Source organism: Salininema proteolyticum (assembly GCF_042685645.1).
Classification (GTDB): domain Bacteria; phylum Actinomycetota; class Actinomycetes; order Mycobacteriales; family Micromonosporaceae; genus Salininema; species Salininema proteolyticum.
Map to the genome: position 1 here is coordinate 333,233 of NZ_JBHUNX010000001.1, position 16,001 is coordinate 349,233.

16 protein-coding genes and 1 tRNA gene are annotated in these 16,001 nt (G+C 66.4%); 15 read left to right on the top strand and 2 right to left on the bottom strand.

Features of this window, described 5'->3' with window-relative positions; all coding sequences use genetic code 11:
• Window positions 1–8: 8 nt before the first annotated feature.
• Window positions 9–1,121: a family 2 encapsulin nanocompartment cargo protein terpene cyclase gene (locus ACFTE1_RS01505; protein WP_380620158.1), complete on the top strand. Its 1,113-nt coding sequence runs from the start codon at window positions 9–11 to the stop codon at window positions 1,119–1,121.
• Between the two features lie 63 nt (window positions 1,122–1,184).
• Window positions 1,185–2,033: a geranyl diphosphate 2-C-methyltransferase gene (locus ACFTE1_RS01510; protein ID WP_380620161.1), complete on the top strand. Its 849-nt coding sequence runs from the start codon at window positions 1,185–1,187 to the stop codon at window positions 2,031–2,033.
• Between the two features lie 39 nt (window positions 2,034–2,072).
• Here ACFTE1_RS01510 and ACFTE1_RS01515 read toward each other — a convergent pair whose 3' ends face one another.
• On the bottom strand, window positions 2,073–3,881 hold the full coding sequence (locus ACFTE1_RS01515) for a toll/interleukin-1 receptor domain-containing protein (protein ID WP_380620163.1): 1,809 nt from the start codon (window positions 3,879–3,881) through the stop codon (window positions 2,073–2,075).
• A 120-nt stretch (window positions 3,882–4,001) separates the two neighbouring features.
• Here ACFTE1_RS01515 and ACFTE1_RS01520 point away from each other — a divergent pair, with 120 nt between their 5' ends.
• The 4 genes from ACFTE1_RS01520 to ACFTE1_RS01535 all read left to right on the top strand — a co-directional run bounded on the left by ACFTE1_RS01520 (window position 4,002) and on the right by ACFTE1_RS01535 (window position 6,420).
• Window positions 4,002–4,556 (top strand): hypothetical protein, encoded by a 555-nt coding sequence (locus ACFTE1_RS01520; protein ID WP_380620165.1) that lies wholly within the window; start codon window positions 4,002–4,004, stop codon window positions 4,554–4,556.
• Window positions 4,557–4,738: 182 nt separating this feature from the next.
• Window positions 4,739–4,814 (top strand) — tRNA-Trp (locus ACFTE1_RS01525).
• A 379-nt stretch (window positions 4,815–5,193) separates the two neighbouring features.
• A complete protein-coding gene (locus tag ACFTE1_RS01530; protein WP_380620168.1) occupies window positions 5,194–5,760 on the top strand; it encodes an SMI1/KNR4 family protein in 567 nt (188 codons plus the stop codon).
• A 105-nt stretch (window positions 5,761–5,865) separates the two neighbouring features.
• Window positions 5,866–6,420, top strand: coding sequence for a hypothetical protein (locus ACFTE1_RS01535; protein ID WP_380620170.1), 555 nt, complete (start codon window positions 5,866–5,868; stop codon window positions 6,418–6,420).
• A gap of 763 nt (window positions 6,421–7,183) precedes the next feature.
• Here the strand turns inward: ACFTE1_RS01535 and ACFTE1_RS01540 are convergent.
• The gene (locus tag ACFTE1_RS01540; RefSeq protein ID WP_380620173.1) at window positions 7,184–7,759 is read right to left on the bottom strand and encodes a TetR/AcrR family transcriptional regulator; all 576 of its coding nucleotides are present in this window, start codon (window positions 7,757–7,759) and stop codon (window positions 7,184–7,186) included.
• A 148-nt stretch (window positions 7,760–7,907) separates the two neighbouring features.
• Here ACFTE1_RS01540 and ACFTE1_RS01545 point away from each other — a divergent pair, with 148 nt between their 5' ends.
• From ACFTE1_RS01545 to ACFTE1_RS01585, 9 genes are read left to right on the top strand one after another with little or no spacing between them, the layout of a single operon-like run.
• Window positions 7,908–8,690 carry an SDR family oxidoreductase gene (locus tag ACFTE1_RS01545; RefSeq protein WP_380620175.1) on the top strand — a complete coding sequence of 261 codons (783 nt, stop codon included), beginning with the start codon at window positions 7,908–7,910 and terminating at the stop codon, window positions 8,688–8,690.
• A 51-nt stretch (window positions 8,691–8,741) separates the two neighbouring features.
• Complete coding sequence (locus tag ACFTE1_RS01550) at window positions 8,742–9,593, top strand: hypothetical protein (protein ID WP_380620177.1); 852 nt, start codon at window positions 8,742–8,744, stop codon at window positions 9,591–9,593.
• Window positions 9,590–11,185, top strand: coding sequence for an FAD-binding oxidoreductase (locus ACFTE1_RS01555; RefSeq protein ID WP_380620179.1), 1,596 nt, complete (start codon window positions 9,590–9,592; stop codon window positions 11,183–11,185). Before ACFTE1_RS01550 ends, ACFTE1_RS01555 begins: the two co-directional genes overlap by 4 nt.
• Window positions 11,160–12,329, top strand: a complete 1,170-nt coding sequence (locus ACFTE1_RS01560) for an acyltransferase family protein (RefSeq protein WP_380620182.1) — start codon at window positions 11,160–11,162, stop codon at window positions 12,327–12,329. Before ACFTE1_RS01555 ends, ACFTE1_RS01560 begins: the two co-directional genes overlap by 26 nt.
• The gene (locus ACFTE1_RS01565) at window positions 12,326–13,465 is read left to right on the top strand and encodes a sedoheptulose 7-phosphate cyclase (RefSeq protein WP_380620184.1); all 1,140 of its coding nucleotides are present in this window, start codon (window positions 12,326–12,328) and stop codon (window positions 13,463–13,465) included. Before ACFTE1_RS01560 ends, ACFTE1_RS01565 begins: the two co-directional genes overlap by 4 nt.
• The gene (locus ACFTE1_RS01570; RefSeq protein WP_380620187.1) at window positions 13,462–14,187 is read left to right on the top strand and encodes a cupin domain-containing protein; all 726 of its coding nucleotides are present in this window, start codon (window positions 13,462–13,464) and stop codon (window positions 14,185–14,187) included. The genes ACFTE1_RS01565 and ACFTE1_RS01570 overlap by 4 nt, the downstream gene beginning before the upstream one ends.
• On the top strand, window positions 14,184–14,534 hold the full coding sequence (locus ACFTE1_RS01575; protein ID WP_380620189.1) for a hypothetical protein: 351 nt from the start codon (window positions 14,184–14,186) through the stop codon (window positions 14,532–14,534). The genes ACFTE1_RS01570 and ACFTE1_RS01575 overlap by 4 nt, the downstream gene beginning before the upstream one ends.
• Window positions 14,524–15,747, top strand: a complete 1,224-nt coding sequence (locus ACFTE1_RS01580; protein ID WP_380620192.1) for an MFS transporter — start codon at window positions 14,524–14,526, stop codon at window positions 15,745–15,747. Before ACFTE1_RS01575 ends, ACFTE1_RS01580 begins: the two co-directional genes overlap by 11 nt.
• Window positions 15,744–15,998, top strand: coding sequence for a response regulator transcription factor (locus ACFTE1_RS01585; protein WP_380620195.1), 255 nt, complete (start codon window positions 15,744–15,746; stop codon window positions 15,996–15,998). The genes ACFTE1_RS01580 and ACFTE1_RS01585 overlap by 4 nt, the downstream gene beginning before the upstream one ends.
• Window positions 15,999–16,001 lie beyond the last annotated feature (3 nt).

The window sequence follows — 16,001 nt, forward strand, 5'->3', positions numbered from 1 at the left end:
GAGACACCATGCTCAGCACCATCACCGCACCCGCCGGCGAACTGGCGGGCCACGTGGCCTCGATCCTCTCCTCGCCGAAGGCCGGCGAGTTCGCCCCGCCAGCCTGGACCGGCGGACTCTCGGGGCCCGGCACCCGCGCGCTCCGGCCGCCCTCCGTCCTGTCCGTCCCGGAGACGCCGACCTACGACAACGGGCTCTACTGCCCGCCCGCCCTCCGGGACGACCCGGCACTCGCCGAGACCGTCAACGAGGCCGTCGTCGCCTGGGCCGAGTCCCTCGGCATGTACGAGGGCCGCCTCGACGTCCTCCGCGCCGCGAACTTCGGCAACCTCGTCACGCTCTCCCACCCGGACTGCGACGACCCCGACCGCCTCCTCGCCGCCGCCAAGTGCGCCTGCGCGGAGTGGACCGTCGACGACTACTACTCCGACAACGACGAGCTCGGCTCCGACACCGAGAACCTCGGCCCCCGCCTGACCTTCGCCGTCGGCGCCGTCGACCCCGTCCACCTCGTCGACGAGTACGAGCCGGCCTACCGCGAGCACATGGACTCCGACCCCGTCCTCCGCGGCCTCTCCGACTCCTTCCGCAACTTCGCCGACTACGCCTCCCCCTCCCAAGTCGGGCGGCTCCGACACGAGTTCACCATCTTCGCCTGCGCCTCCAACGCCGAAGGCGGCTGGCGCACCCAGAACCGCCAGCCCAACGTCCCCGAGTACCTCAACGAACGCCACCTCAACAGCTTCCTCCCGTGCATGACGCTCACCGACTCCATCGGCGGGTACGAACTGCCCACCCACGTCTACTACCAGGCCGACGTGCGGCGCACCGTCAACTACGCCGCCACCGCCGCCACCATCGTCAACGACGTCTACTCCGCCTCCCGCGAAGGGCCCGACGACACCAACCTCCCCGGAGTGCTCCAGGCCAACGAGGGCCTCGGCCCCGTGGAAGCGCTCGAGAAGACCGTCGCCGTCCACAACGAACTCGTCCACCGGTTCGAGAAGGACGCCTACGCGCTCTCCCAGGGCGACCCGACCCTGCGCCGCTTCTTCGCCGGAATGTGGGCCTGGATGGGCGGCAACCGCCAATGGCACGCCACGTCCGAGCGGTACAACTAGCAGACCACCACCACGTCAGATCACCGCGGTCTCCCGGACCGACCCCGTATCAAGGAGGAACACATGACCGACACGCCCGTGCTGCGCACCGCCTTCCAGCAGGCCGTCGCCGACTACTGGAACACCAACCAGGACGACCCAGTCAACCTGCGCCTCGGCGAGGTCGACGACATCTACCACCACCACTACGGCATCGGCGAGCCCGACCTCTCCGTCCTCGAGAAGCCCGAGGACCAGCGCGACCAGGCCGTCATCGAGGAACTGCACCGCCTCGAGACCGCCCAGGCCAACTGCCTCCTCGACAACCTCGGCGACATCAAGCCCTCCGACAGCCTCCTCGACGCCGGATCCGGCCGTGGCGGCACCAGCATCATGGCCCACAACCGGTTCGGGTGCACCGTCGACGGCGCTACCATCTCCGAGTACCAGGTCGGATTCGCCAACGAGCAGGCCGAGAAGCGCGGCATCGCCGACGAGGTCAAGTTCCACTTCAAGAACATGCTCGACACCGGGTTCGCCACGGGCTCCCGCCAGGCCATCTGGACCAACGAGACGACCATGTACGTCGACCTGTTCGACCTCTACCGGGAGTTCTCCCGCCTCCTGCCCGTCGGCGGGCGCTACGTCTGCATCACCGGCTGCTCCAACGACCTGACCGGCGGGCGCTCCAAGTCCGTCAGCAAGATCGACGAGCACTACAACTGCAACATCCACCCGCGCTCGCAGTACTTCAAGGCCCTGGCCGAGAACAACCTGGTCCCGATCAACGTCATCGACCTGACCGCCGCGACCATTCCCTACTGGGAGCTGCGCCAGAAGTGCAGCGTCGCCACCGGCATCGAGGACCCGTTCCTCACCTCGTACAAGGAAGGCAGCTTCCAGTACCTGATGATCGTCGCCGACCGGGTCTGACGCCTTCGACACCGGCCGTCGACCCGTTCGGCGGCCGGGTCAGACGTCGCTCGCGCCCGAGATCTCCCTCAACCGGTCGCGCACCTCGACCAGCGATCCCTGCACCTCGTCCAGCGCCGTCCTGAGGGTCGGCTCCAAGTCCCACGCTCGTTCGTGGGAGACCACGCCGACTCCCTCGGGTCGCACCGAATCGTGGTCGGTCAATCGCGGGTGCCATTCGCGGAGGAACGGGTGGAGGATGTCGACCACCTGGGCGATCACGTCCCTCGCCCGGCCGCTGTGCCCGGAGAGTCCCAGCTCGGTGATCGAGGATCTGGACAGGCGCAACAGGGTGTACAGGGACTGCAGGGCCTCCGACAGGATTCCCGAGTCCCTCTCCAACCCCACGGTCGATATCCGGGTGGAGAGCTCTGTCTGCAAACGAAAGGCGATCTCCTTCTCGCGCTCGGTCGGCTCCAGATCGATCACTCGGATCCCCTCCTGCTGCTCCTTGGCTCGCCAGACGAACTCCTCGTACTGGCGGTTCAGGTCCATACTACGGTCCGGGGCGGGGTCGTTCCGTTCCACGACCCGGGCGGCCACCTGGTTGAGCCTCCCCTTCTCGACCAGTCCGCGGTCCGACAGCCGTTTGACCACGGCCGCCGACACTTCCACGTGGTCGAACGCCCTCAGCACCTCGTCCAGGTGCACCGGGTCGACCCGGTGCTGCCGGGCCATCACCCGTAGGACGTCGAACTCCACCGTCGTCTCCGGCGGGAGGACTTCGCCGATCTTTCCGGCTATGTCTCCGGAGTAGCCTCCCGGGATCGAACCCTCCACTTCTCCCGACCTCGCCAGGGCCGAGTCGGGGCGGAGCCACTCCCTCAACACTGCCGGGAATCCCTCCGACGCCCTCATGCCCAACACGTGCAGTGTCTGCGGGTGGCCGTCGACATAGTGGAGCAGCTGATCCGCCCGCTCAGTGCCACCGTACGGCGCCAGGACCGACTTGGCGTCCTCGAACCGCAGCCCCCTCACGTCTACGGTTGGAACGGGCAGTCGCACGGGCGTCCGCGATACCACGATGGCCGCCGCTTCGATCGGAAGCGCCTCTACCCACTCTCGCCACTTCCGCTGACGGGGTTCGTCTAGCACAGTGAGGGTTCCCGCCACATGGTCTGGAAGATCGTCGTCCGCCCAGCGGACACCCGCGGGGAAGGCGCTTCCATAGCGATGCGCGTACTCTCTCACCAGCTCCGTCTTTCCCACGCCCGGCATGCCCACGACGGCGGCGATCCGCGGGCTCGGGCCCCTCCCCAACACCTCCGCGTGTTCGCCCACGTGGGAGTGTAGGCGCCACAGTTCTTCTATGCGCCCCACGAATCCCGGTGTCGCCGTGGGCGTGGGAGGGAGAATTTCGCCCATGGCGCCGGTCAATTCGGAGACGTGGCTCCTCAGGTCGGCCAGAAGTGTGCGGCCGGGCACTGAGGTCTCGTGCGTCTCCCAGTGAATGACGTCCGAAAGTTGCGACAGGCCGATGTGGTTCCTCGTCGGTTCCGGGTTCACGATCAGCAGCCGACGCAGGCTGTTCCCCTCTTTCAGCCCCGTCCTGTAAGCGTAGTCGAGTTCCCACTGGCATGGTGTGCGGGTGGGGAACGTTCTCGAGAAATAGGCCAGGACCAGGCGCGAAGATGCGATTGCTTCCTTGATGCCCTCCGAGATGCTGGTGAAGCCGGACAGGCCCGACTCGTCCATGAACACGCGGAATCCGTGGTCCTCCAACAGCGCCGCGATGGGGCGCACGTCCTCCCGGTCGCGGCGTGCGTAGCTGATGAATACGTCCCAGGCCGCTTCGGCGGAGTTCTCCACGGTCCTCCTTCGGTCGGATTCTCCTGCGAGCTTCAACAAGTTATCCTAGCGGAAAGCCAGCTTCCGGGACAGAAGGTGCGAATTCGGCCGATCGTTCGGATCGGTGAAGGGACGGGATCCATGCAGTTCAAGGTCAACCTCAAAGTGCCCTTGGTGGCTGGTATCGAGGGAACCTGGTCGCCCGGCAGCGACGAGCGGCACGCCGCCTGGGAGCTCTACGTCGAGATGGTCACGCGGGTGGCCGTGCAGCCTCTGCACGACCAGGAGGGCTCCCTCCGCGAGGCCCTGACCTCCCTGTACGAGCTGTTCGGCATCACCCGTCAGATCCTCATCAAGTACGGGCCGGCTGTCGCCAAGCCCACGAGCGGCGACATCTCGTTCGGGCGCATCGCCATCGCCATGCTGAACGGCTCCATTCGCCCGCTGCTGTCCCAGTGGCATCCCCGTCTTCGGGCGTATGAGGAGACCCGGCCCGAGACGGTGGACAGCATCGCCCATGAGCGCATGTGGGAGGAGCATGGCGATCTGCGTCGCGAGTTCGAGCGCACCCGTCAGCAGCTCTCTGTCATCGCCACCCTCCTCGGCAATGTCGCCGGCGTCGATCCTGTCATCACCGAACACCACGTCTCGCGCTTTCCCGCCCGGCAGGCCGAGCCGCCGCAGATCTCCGGCTGACCGCCGGAACGCGGCCCTCACTATGGCGTTGGCAACTCCCGCCCGCAGGCGCTCCGACCGACTCCAGGAACAGGGTGCCATTGACCTGCAGTTTTATAGAGGCGACCCGGTTGCGGGGCCGTAGAGCGACCCAGTATCATGGTTGCTGTTGGTTTACGAGGCCTCGGCCGGTGGATCGACATAGGGGTGTGGCGCAATTGGCAGCGCAACGGTCTCCAAAACCGTAGGTTGCAGGTTCGAGTCCTGTCACCCCTGCCACCATCTATCAGGGAAAACAGCCGTTCTTTCGAACGGCTTTTCTATTTTTCACAGGTCTTCATTTTTGTTAAAGCGTTCGACGAGCTACCTGGCCTGTGGTTCCGTAAGACCGGTTCGAGGCTGGGCGGCGGATGGGCGGTGACCCCTCGATTTTGGACCTTCGTAGACTTCGATATAATCATGTACTAAAGCGGTATGATTCGCTGCGAAGTCCTGATGAATGCTGTGGTGAAAGCGCGGGCCTGGGCCATCACACTGTAGAACTCGACTTCAGCAGCGGTGCAGGGATATCCGAACGCATCACCATGACAGCTCCAACGGAGAACGGAGTGTTGGTCCAAATAGTGGAAGTCCAAAATAAAACAACCTGGCAGACGACATGTTGAGCCTGCAGCGATTCGAGGCTGCGGTCCCAGCGGTGGTGCCGTACCGTGCGGCTGCTCCGCGTGCGGTGCGTTGGGAGGTGCTGCATGCGGACCTGGGGGTGGAGCTTCCGCCTGATTTCCGTGCCTTGGCAGAGGCCTATCCGTCGCTGCTCGTCCAAGACTTTCTTGAGCTTGAGACGCCCGAGCCAGGGCTGGAGTCGTCGTTCGTGGCGGATGTTCGGGATCTTACCGTGATCGTCAAGGACCTAAGCGAAGCGGGCCTCGCCAAGGGATACGTGCCGTATCCGGAGCCCGGTGGGCTTCTGGGGTGGGCGAGGTCGAACTGCGGTGACGGTTTCTATTGGCGGACGTGGTCGGAGTCCCCTGCGGACTGGTCGGTCGTGGTGAGCGGAGAGAACGACGACTGGTCGGAGTACGCGATGGGTGCTGTGGATTTCCTTGCCGGGATTTACCGGAAGGATTTCAAGGTTGGGGGGATGCCTGAGAACTTCCCGAGCGACAATCCCGACGTGGTGGCTCTCTTAACCGGTACCTGTCAAGCCTATATGAGACGCCGTTAGTGTGGTGTCGTCCTAGTGGTATCGGTGTCATCGCCTGGTGCAGATCTGCCTCGACGACCTCAAACCACCAATGCGGCGAATGGTTTATTGTTCCAGGAGACGGTTATGAATGATTACTCATGGAAGACGAAGAGGAGCCTTCAGCTTCTGGAGTCTGCGGTTTCTGCAAGGGCGCAGTTTCGCTCAGCCGCGCCGCGTGCGGTGCGTTGGGAGGTGCTGCACGCGGCTCTGGGAGTGGAGCTTCCGCCTGATTTCCGGGCCTTGGCTGAGGCCTATCCGCCGTTGGAATTCGAAGACTTTCTGCGTATTGAGTTGCCCCGGGTTGGGGAGGAGTCGTCGTATGTTGCGAGGGTTCGAGAAGCGTCCGAGATTCTCCAGGATCTGTGCGACATGGGTGATGCCGTAGACTACGTCCCGTATCCAGAGCCTGGTGGGCTTCTGCTATGGGGGTCATCGACTTCGGGAGACTGTTTCTACTGGCGAACGTGGTCGGAGTCCCCTGCGGACTGGCCGATCGTAGTCATGGGGGAGAACGGTGACTGGTCGGAGCACGTGATCGGTGTCGTGGATTTTCTTGCCGCGATTTACCGGAAAGATGTCCTACCTCCCGGTATGCCCGAGAACTTCCCAAGTGACTATCCCGATGTGGTAGCGCTATGAACCGCCGAGGCGCGCGGAAGGACCTCTCCGCGGTTCGAGCCTCCGCAAATTCGGGCTGTCGAAATGTAGTGATTGGGTACGAGGCTGTACGGCAGCTGGACGCAGACTCCCGTCGATTATGGACTGCCATGATCATCGATATAATAAGACCGGTGGCGACCAGTGCGAACGTATTCGGCTCGGCCTGATCGACTCGTCCTCCCTACGGTCGCCAAGACCGTTGCGCCATGCTCGAGACGACTGATACTGCTCTGGTAATGAATGAAGGGGTGCCATCGGCTCTCAGCCGATGGCACCCCTTCATTGATTCCGTGTGTGGGTCAGAAGAAGCCGTCCATTTGGTCCTTCCGCCGTTGGTCGTATTCTTTAAGGACGCGGGAGTAGACCCTCTCGAGAACTTCGACGGAGTGGCCGGCCCACTCGGCGACCTGTTTCGAGGGAACTCCGTCGGTGCGGCGCAGCGAGACGCCTGACGAACGCAGATCATAGGGACGCCGCAAACGCGGCGCAACGCGTTCGCTGGGGGCATTCCATACTCGCGGGCGTGGTTCCAGACTCGCCGGAACGCGACATGGATGGCGTGGGCAACTGCGATGAGCCGCAGTGGGGCCGGTCTATCGCGCCGAGAGCGGGAATCCGTGGATGTTGTCCACGTAAGAGGTCGCGAAGGTACGTAGGTTTCAGCCGGCCGGTCAGGCGCAGATCGTCTGGGCGACGACGCACTGCGACCGGGAGGCGATCGGTATGTGATTCCTGCCGGTCGTTATCGTGCTTGCTTCATTTCGAGAGCCGTGATGGCGAACTCTGCGATGGTGCGCAGGTCGTCGGCGGTGGCCCCGTCGCGGGCCTGCTGGCTCATTCCCTGGAGGGTGGCTCCCGCGAAGCGTGCCATTTCGGGCGTGATTCCCGGGTATTCGGCCATGACCTCGACATTGTCGCTGCGCATGCCGGCCAGTCGGTCGGCCACGTGCTGGTTGGACTCGGTGACGGTCACGGCGGCGCTGATGACGAGGCAGCCGCCGGGGAACTGGCTCGACGGGTAGTGGTCGGCGGCCTCGAGCAGGAGTCGCCGGAGCATGGCCATCCCGTCGGTCTCCTCCTCGAAGACGCGGGCCATGAAGCTGCCGCGAGTCGCGTTGTAGTGGTCCACCACGGCAAAAAAGAGATCCTCTTTGGACCCGAAGGCCTTGTAGAGGCTGGGCGGATTGATGCCCATGGCCCTTGTCAGGGCGGACATGGACGACCCTTCGTAACCGTGCTCCCAGAAGACGGTCATCGCCGCCTCGAGCGCCGCGGTGGTGTTGAATTTACGCCCCTGCCCGGCGTGTCCTGCCATCATAGAAACTCCGTTTCCGCAGGCCTCTTTGCCCGCTCATCTCTTATGGACGACTGTGTCGTCGTTTTAGCTTGCGCGCCTTGAAAAGTTAGTTTGTGGTATCCATCACAATTCTTGTAACGATCGCTACACGTATGCCAGTATGGCAGACATGAACGAAAAACAACACTCGGACACAACGAAGATTGCCGTCGTCACAGGCGGAAGCAGGGGTATTGGACGCTCGATCGCACTGCGGCTGGGGCATAACGGCTGCACCGTGGCCGTCCACTTCGGTCAGAACAAGGACGCCGCCGAGGACGTCGTCGCCGAGATCGAAGCGGACGGCGGCCGGGCGTTCGCCTTCGGCGCGGACCTGGCCGACCCGGAGGTCGAGACCGGGTTCTGGCGGTCCTTCGACATAGCGGCGGCCGAGAAGGGCCTCGACGCCGAACGAGTCGACATCCTCGTCAACAACGCCGGCGTGACCCTTCGCGGCGCCATCGAGGAGATGGGAAGGGAGGACTTCCTGACGCAGCAGGCGGTGAACACCAACGCCCCGTACTTCATCGTCAAGCGGGCCCTGCCGCGCATGGGCGAAGGCGGGCGAATCGTCAACATCTCCTCGGGAGTCACCCGCATCGCGTTCCCCGAGATCATCGGATACGCGCTGACCAAGGGGGCGATCGACGCGTTCACCCTCACCCTCGCCAAGCACGTCGGCCCCAGGGGCATCACGGTCAACGCCGTGGCCCCCGGCGTGATCGACACCGACATCAACGCCTCCTGGCTGCGCGACAACCAAGAGGCACAGGAGGGCGTCGCCGCCGGCACCGCGCTGGGGCGAGTCGGACAGGCCGACGACGTCGCCGGAATCGTCGCGTTCCTCGCCTCGGACGACGCCCGGTGGATCACCGGCCAGGTCGTCGATGCCACCGGTGGCACCCAGCTATAGACGAACCCCTTACCCCTTTCATTCAGGAGTTGTACGAACATCATGTCCACCATGCGAACTCGCGGTGTCGACCACGTCGGCGTCACCGTCTCCGACCTGGAGGACGCCATAGCGGATCTTCGCCGTGTCGGAGGGGAACTCTGCTACATCGAAGGTCCGATCATCGAACCATTCCCCGGTTGGATGAAGGCGAAACTCGGCGCCCGCGAGCCAGCGCCGCTGCGGGTCGCCGCGGTGAACGCCTTCGGCGCGAACCTGGAGCTGTTCGAGTACGAGAAGGCCGAGGGTGAGCCCGCCCCGAAACCGGGCACCCCGGGGTCCTTCTTTCTCCTGCTGCTCACGGGCGACCCCACGGTGGTGGCCGGACGGCTCGGAGTCACGGGCGGTCCGGAAGGCTTCGACACGACTCTGCCCTCCGGGGTGCACCTCGCGGTGCGCCCCGGAGAGGGGAACCGCCTGTGCGGCGGAGTCTTCCTCAGCCGAGCCGAAATCCCGGCAGTGGAAGAGGACTTTGAGCGGCTCTTCGGGCTGGAACCGCTCCGACCGGCCGCCGCGTTCGGAGCTGAGGGCACGGTGTTCGCCGCCCGCGAAGGCGCCGAGCTCGCCGTCCTCACCGCCGAAGGAGACTCCGCCCGTCCGGCCAACAGCGATCTCGGAGGCCACCACGTGGCCTTCCACGCCGACGACGTCGACGCCTCGTGCGACCTCCTCGACGCGCTCGACGGCTACCGCGCCCTCGGCAGGCCCGAGACGATCACCGACGGCCCCATCGTCGGCGACCGCTGGATCTACGTCGCCTCCCCGACCGGGCTGCAGCTGGAGCTCATCAACATGCCCGACGGCGACATGCCCTATGAAACGAACGCCCTCCGTACCAGAACCCCGATAGGAGAAAGGCAATGACCACCCCAACCCGACGTTCCCTCCTCGGCATGGGAGGCGCCGTCCTCGGCGCCTTCGCCGCGACCTCGATAGTTCCGCAGTCGGCCTCGGCCGCACCGGGAGTCGGTGACTACCGCGTCGTCACCCGGTCCTCGGAGCAGTTCGAGGACCTCCGGCAGGGCACCAACCTGCGCTGGAGGGGAAACCCCGAGCGACTGGCCTTCCCCCGTGGCGCCGACGAGGTCGCCGCGGAGATCCGCACCGTCCTGGACCGGGGACTGCGCCCCGCCGTGCGATCCGGGGGCCATTGCTACGAGGATTTCACGACCCACGGCGGGATCACCGCCGTCATCGACACCTCCGCCATGAACCAGGTCCGCTGGGACCCGGAGATGAAGGCCTTCGAGGTCGGCGCCGGCGCCCAGCTCGGCGTGGTCTACCAACTGCTGTACAAACAGTGGGGCGTGTACCTGCCGGCGGGCAACTGCCCGACGGTGGCGGCCGGAGGACACATCGCCGGCGGAGGCTACGGCAGCATGAACCGCCGCGACGGACTCGTCGTCGATCACCTCGCCGCCGTAGAGGCGGTGCATGTCAAAGAGGACGGCACCGTGGCCGTCTCGGTCGGGACCAGCGACCCGGACGACCCGAACCACGACCTGTGGTGGGCCTACACCGGCGGAGGCGGCGGGAACTTCGGCGTCGCCACCCGCTACTGGATGCGCTCTCCGGGCGCCGACGGGGCCTCCCCGCGCGAGGCGCTTCCCGCCCCTCCGAAAAAGGTGCTGGTCAACAGCGTCGCTTGGGACTGGGACGGCATCGACGAAAGCTCATTCGAACGGCTGCTGGCCAACCACGGCCGGTGGCACGAGGAGAACAGCGAGGCCGGGACACCGGAGGCGGGCCTGTTCTCGCAGTTGAAGCTCTGGCACCGCTCGAACGGCTCGATCACGGTGGACACCATCGTCGACGCCGGCGTCCCCGACGCCGAAGGCGTCCTGCGGAGGTACGTCGAAGCGCTCTCCGAAGGGGTCGGAGCTCCGATCGAGAGGGAGAACCGCCTGGTGCCGTGGATGCAGGCCACGAGCTGGAACGGGTTCACCGGTCCGGACTCCACGCGCCGCTTCGACGGCAAATCCGCCTACCTCCGCCGCGCCTGGACGCGAGAGGCGGTTCGAGGAGCCTGGGAAGGCCTGAACGACACCTCCCTGTCCAACCCCGGCGCGCTGCTGATGATCGCCTCCTACGGAGGCGCCGTCAACACCGTGGACTCCGACGCGACCGCGGTGGCGCAAAGGGACTCGATCATCAAGTTCCAGGTCGTGTCCATTTGGGATGACCCCGGGGACGACGCGGCCAACACCGCGTGGACCCGCGCGACGTACTCGGCGATGTTCGCCTCCTCGGGAGGGGTCCCCGCCCCGTCCGAGGACACCGACGGCTGCTTCGTCAACTACTGCGACACCGACCTCGACGACCCTGATTGGAACACCTCCGGACTGTCCTCTCTGGACCTCTACTACAAGGGCAACCTCCCCCGACTCCAACGAGCGCGAGCAGCTTACGACCCCAAGGAGATCTTCCGCCATGCTCAAAGCCTCCCCCTCGGCTAGAGCCGAGACCTCGGCGCCGGCCGCCGGGCGCCTCGACACCCTGACCGGCCTGCGCTTCTACGCCGCACTCGTGGTCGTCCTCTTCCATCTGAGCCTCAACCGGTTCTTCCTGGGAGACGACCCGGCCGTCGAACCGCTCCAGTTCGCATTGAAGAACGGCGGATGGTTCGGGGTGACGTTCTTCTTCGTCCTCTCCGGATTCGTCCTCACCTGGTCGGCCCGCCCCGGCGACACGCCCGGTCGCTTCCTGTGGCGTCGCACGGCGAAGATCGTCCCCAACCACCTGGTCATGTTCGCGGTGGCACTGGCCGTCGCCGGCCTCGGTGCCACGGCGATGTGGGAGGCGGGGGCGAACCTGCTCCTGCTGCACGCCTGGATCCCCAGCGACACCGCGTTCTTCAGCGTCAACAACCCGTCCTGGTCGCTCTCGGCCGAACTCTTCTTCTACGCGATGTTCCCCTTCGCCCTGCCTGTCATCGCGAAGGTGAAGCCCAACCGCCTGATTCCGCTGGGTCTCGCACTGGTCGCGGTCGTCATCGCACTCCCGCTGGCCGCCTCGCTCCTTCCCGGAGGGGAGGCCTTCGGGGGCCGGCACGCTCAGTCCCCACTGTTCGAATCCTCGATCTTCCAGGTGTGGTCGGTCTACGCCCTGCCGCCGGTCCGCTTCCTGGAGTTCGCCGTCGGGATGATCGCCGCGCGGGCCGTCAAAGAAGGCGTCCTGCCCCGCATCCCGCTCGGCGCCGCCATCGCCCTCACCGTCGCGGGCTATGGCCTGAGCCTGTACGTCCCACTGCTGTGGCAACTCGACGCGGTGTTCGTCCTCCCGGTCGCACTGCTGGTCATCGCCGCAGCACAGGCTCCTCACCCGCCGGCCGCCCTCGCCGGCCCCGCAGCCGTCCGCCTGGGCGAGCTGTCCTTCGCCCTCTACATGGTGCACGATGTGGTGCTCACCGCGACGCGGACACTGCTGGGGGACTCGACCGTCGACCGGCCCGGAGCGGTCCTGCTCGGCGCCGGCGTCCTCGCCGCCGGCCTGGGCGCCGCCTGGCTCCTGTGGAACCTGGTCGAAGTCCCCGCCAACCGCGCACTCCGAGCACTGCCGTCCCGCTCAAAGGAAACCGAACCCCGAAAGGACACCGAATGAACTCCCTCTCCAACTGGACCGTCTCCGCCCAACAGCACGTCGAGTACCGCGTCGAAATCGTCGACGGCGTCTTCGACCGCGACAACCTCGCCCTGGTCGACGGCGAGGCCGGCGCCCGCCGGCTCATCGTCACCGACGCCGTCATCGACGACCTCTACGGCGACCGCATCCGCGCCTGGGCCGAAGCCAACCTCTCCGAACACCGCCTCCTGGTCCTTCCCCACGGGGAGACCAACAAGAGCTGGGACTCCGTCGACACCGTCCTCGAAACGATCGACTCCTTCAAACTCGACCGCCGCCGCGAACCGGTCATCGCCGTCGGCGGAGGCGTGCTCACCGACATCGTGGGCTTCGCCTGCAGCATCTACCGCCGGAACACGCCCTTCATCCGCGTCCCCACCACGCTCATCGGCCTAGTCGACGCGAGCGTCGGAGTCAAGACCGGAGTGAACTTCCGCGCCGGGAAGAACAAGATCGGAACCTACTTCGCCGCCTCCCGCAGCCTCCTGGACACCTCCTTCCTCGCCAGCCTCAACGACCGGCACGTCTCCAACGGACTCGCCGAGATCCTCAAGATCGCGCTGATCAAGGACTCAGTCCTGTTCGAACTGCTCGCCGGGCACGGCGCGGCCGCACTCGCCTCGCGGTTCCAGGCGCAGACCTCACAGGAACGGGCCATCATCGGCCACGCCATCGCCGGCATGCTGGAGGAGCTGGAGCCGAACCTCTGGGAGCACAAACTGGAGCGGCTCGTCGACTACGGCCACACCTTCAGCCCGACGATCGAGATGCGGGCGCTCCCCGAGCTCCTGCACGGTGAGGCGGTCTGCCTGGACATGGCCCTCACCACCGCCATCAGCCTCAACCGCGGCCACATGATGACCTCGCAGGCCCGCCGAATCTTCGCCGTCATGAAGTCCCTCGGCCTGCCCACCGAGCACCCCGCCATGGAACTCGGTGCCCTGGCCAACGCCTTGGAGGACACCACAAGGCACCGCGGCGGCCTCCAGAGGCTGCCCCTGCCCTACGGCATCGGCTCCGCGACGTTCGCCAACGACGTCACCACCAGCGAGATCGCCGAGGCGCTGGAGACGATCAAGGCGCTCTCCCCCGAGAACGCCAAGGTGGCCGCATGAGCGCCACCGCAACCCGCCCCACGCCCCGGCCGCGGAGCCCGCGCGACCACGCGCTCATCGTCGGAGTCCACGGAGCCGAAGGACGCACCGGGTGGAAGGCGTTCTACACCCGCCGCCACCTGGAATCGCCGACGGAAGCCGTCGAGTGGGCCACCCTGCCGCCCGGCGCCGTCAGCGGCGAGCACCGGCACACCCGCACCGAGGAGATCTACCTGATCCTCGACGGCGAAGGCGAGTTCTTCCTCAACGGAGAACCGCACCCCGTCCGCCCCGGGACGCTCGCCATGACCACCGTGGGCAACACCCACGGTCTGCGAAACACGGGCAGCTCGACCCTCAACTGGTGGGTCATCGAGACTCTCTCCCCCGACACCCAGGCGATCCTCGCCGACACCGCACCACCCAGGAGGAAACCCATGCCGGCACGGATAGAAGACCTGACCGCCACACCGCGCGTCGACACGGCCGGAACCTTCGACGGGCCGCTGGCCGCCGTCCAACGGCACGTCCTCGCCGACGGAGACACGGCCGTGCTGGACTCCGGCGGGCGCGAAACCGCCGGCTTCCTCAACAAGGGCGCCGCCGAACTCTCCTTCCCCGGCTACAGCGGGACGATCGAGGCGCCCACCGCCTTCCTCATCCCCGCCGGGAGCACGGCCGAAATCGCCGCCTCCGGGGAGAGCGAACTGTACACCGTCGAACTGGAAGTGCCACAACGATGATCATCACCCGAGCCGACAGCGGCGACGACTGGACCTGCCTGATCCGACGGGGCATGCTGCACAGCGACACCGAGTCCGTCGAACACTGGAACCTCGCCGCCGGACGAACGCTCGACCTCGCCGGACTCGGTGTGGACGAGACATTGATAGTGCTCACCGGAGCATGCACACTGGACGGACGTTCCATGGGGCCGGGCTCGGCCGCCTTCGCTGCAGAGCGGACCGGCGGGCTCCTCACCGCGGAGGAACCGAGCACGGTCCTGAGCGTGCGCACCTACGCGGCCAGGGCGAGCAAAGCCCTGCCCCCGCGAGTCCCCGAACTGCCGGAGAACGAGCGTGCGCTCTGACCGCAAGGGCAGCACGGCACTGGCCATGGCGATCTTCTTCGCCGTGACAGTGGAGATGGCCCCCGCCGGGGCGGTCGGGCACATCGCGCGTGACCTCCACGCCGATGTCCCGGCCGCCGCCGGCGGCTCGGCCGCCTACGCCATCGCGACCGCCGTCGTCGCCGTTCCCTGCGCCCTCCTCACCAGACGAATGAATCTGCGGCGCACAGTGATCGCCACGGGAGTCCTGTTCGCACTCGCGGCACTGGCCACCGCCACGGCTCCGAACCTGGAGACCTACCTGGCTCTGCGGGCCGTCAACGGGGCGGTGCACGGCGCCTTCTTCCCCGTCGTCCTGGCTCTCGCGGCAGCCACTGATCCGGACCGTCCCGGGCGCGCCGTGGCACGGGTACTGCTCGGGAACGCTTGCGCGCTCGCCGTCGGGGTCCCGTTGTCCGAAGCTCTCAGCGGTTGGGGATGGCAGGTGCCGATCGGGCTGGCCGCCGCCGCGGTCGCTGTAGCGGCGCTCGCCGCGCCTAAAGGCGCCGACGTGTCGACTGCCGAACCTCCGGCCCTCCGGGCGCTGCCATGGATCGCCGTCGCGGTTCCCGCGCTGGTGTTCACGATGGCTTTGGCAGGGCACTTCTCCTTCTACACCTACCTTTCGCCACTCGCGACCCAGCAGGGCGCCGTACCCTCGATCATCCTGGGGGCCTACGGCGTCGCGGTCATCGGCGGAACGATGGCCTCGGGCGCCTTGGCGAACGGGAGGCGAACGTCCCGCGCCGCTCTCATCGCGGGAACCCAAGGACTGGTCCTCGCCGCCGTCGCCTTGGTCCAGGGTGTCCCCGCCGTCGCGGTCGGCGCCGTCGTGGCAGGCGTTTGCTTCGGACTCCTGCCCACGATCGTCCAGACCGAAATGCTCACGAGAGCTCGCGGCGCCGAGACCGTGGCATCGGCGCTGGCCGTCGTCGCCTTCAACGTGGGCATCGCCGGCGGCGCCTTCGGGGGCGGTCTGGCCTACCCGGCGGGGAGCACGGCGCCTGCTCTGGTGGGAGGAATCCTACTGGGCCTCGCCGCGCTCGCCTTCGCGTTCACGGGATTCTCCCGCACCCGAGCAGACAGAGGCGTTTCTCCGTCGAATCAGTCAGTTGGAACCGGACGTCTCACCCGCGGGGCCTCCACCCCGACCTGGGCAGAGCGCGTCCCGGCATCGAAAGGAAGAAAGGCATGACACCCCTGACGACCGTACCGACCGTCTCCGAACCCTCGGCCGGCCTGTCACCGACCCAAACCGATATCGTCCGGCTCCTGGCCGCCGGGCGGTCGCACCAGGCCATCGCGCGCGAGTGCTTCATCAGCATCCGCACGCTCGAACGCAATGTGGCCTCGATAAAGGCGAAGCTGAACGCCTCGAACCTGGTCCAGCTGGGAATGGCGGCCGAACGGCACGGACTGCTGTGGGACCGGCGTGCCCGGTCATAGAGG

Excerpts from the sequence above, each read along its gene's own strand:
- ACFTE1_RS01505 (WP_380620158.1), top strand. The coding sequence starts at position 9 with ATGCTCAGCACCATCACCGCACCCGCCGGCGAACTGGCGGGCCACGTG.
- ACFTE1_RS01510 (WP_380620161.1), top strand. The coding sequence starts at position 1,185 with ATGACCGACACGCCCGTGCTGCGCACCGCCTTCCAGCAGGCCGTCGCC.
- ACFTE1_RS01520 (WP_380620165.1), top strand. The coding sequence starts at position 4,002 with ATGCAGTTCAAGGTCAACCTCAAAGTGCCCTTGGTGGCTGGTATCGAG.
- ACFTE1_RS01530 (WP_380620168.1), top strand. The coding sequence starts at position 5,194 with ATGTTGAGCCTGCAGCGATTCGAGGCTGCGGTCCCAGCGGTGGTGCCG.
- ACFTE1_RS01535 (WP_380620170.1), top strand. The coding sequence starts at position 5,866 with ATGAATGATTACTCATGGAAGACGAAGAGGAGCCTTCAGCTTCTGGAG.
- ACFTE1_RS01540 (WP_380620173.1), bottom strand. The coding sequence starts at position 7,759 with ATGATGGCAGGACACGCCGGGCAGGGGCGTAAATTCAACACCACCGCG.
- ACFTE1_RS01545 (WP_380620175.1), top strand. The coding sequence starts at position 7,908 with ATGAACGAAAAACAACACTCGGACACAACGAAGATTGCCGTCGTCACA.
- ACFTE1_RS01550 (WP_380620177.1), top strand. The coding sequence starts at position 8,742 with ATGCGAACTCGCGGTGTCGACCACGTCGGCGTCACCGTCTCCGACCTG.
- ACFTE1_RS01555 (WP_380620179.1), top strand. The coding sequence starts at position 9,590 with ATGACCACCCCAACCCGACGTTCCCTCCTCGGCATGGGAGGCGCCGTC.
- ACFTE1_RS01560 (WP_380620182.1), top strand. The coding sequence starts at position 11,160 with ATGCTCAAAGCCTCCCCCTCGGCTAGAGCCGAGACCTCGGCGCCGGCC.
- ACFTE1_RS01565 (WP_380620184.1), top strand. The coding sequence starts at position 12,326 with ATGAACTCCCTCTCCAACTGGACCGTCTCCGCCCAACAGCACGTCGAG.
- ACFTE1_RS01570 (WP_380620187.1), top strand. The coding sequence starts at position 13,462 with ATGAGCGCCACCGCAACCCGCCCCACGCCCCGGCCGCGGAGCCCGCGC.
- ACFTE1_RS01575 (WP_380620189.1), top strand. The coding sequence starts at position 14,184 with ATGATCATCACCCGAGCCGACAGCGGCGACGACTGGACCTGCCTGATC.
- ACFTE1_RS01585 (WP_380620195.1), top strand. The coding sequence starts at position 15,744 with ATGACACCCCTGACGACCGTACCGACCGTCTCCGAACCCTCGGCCGGC.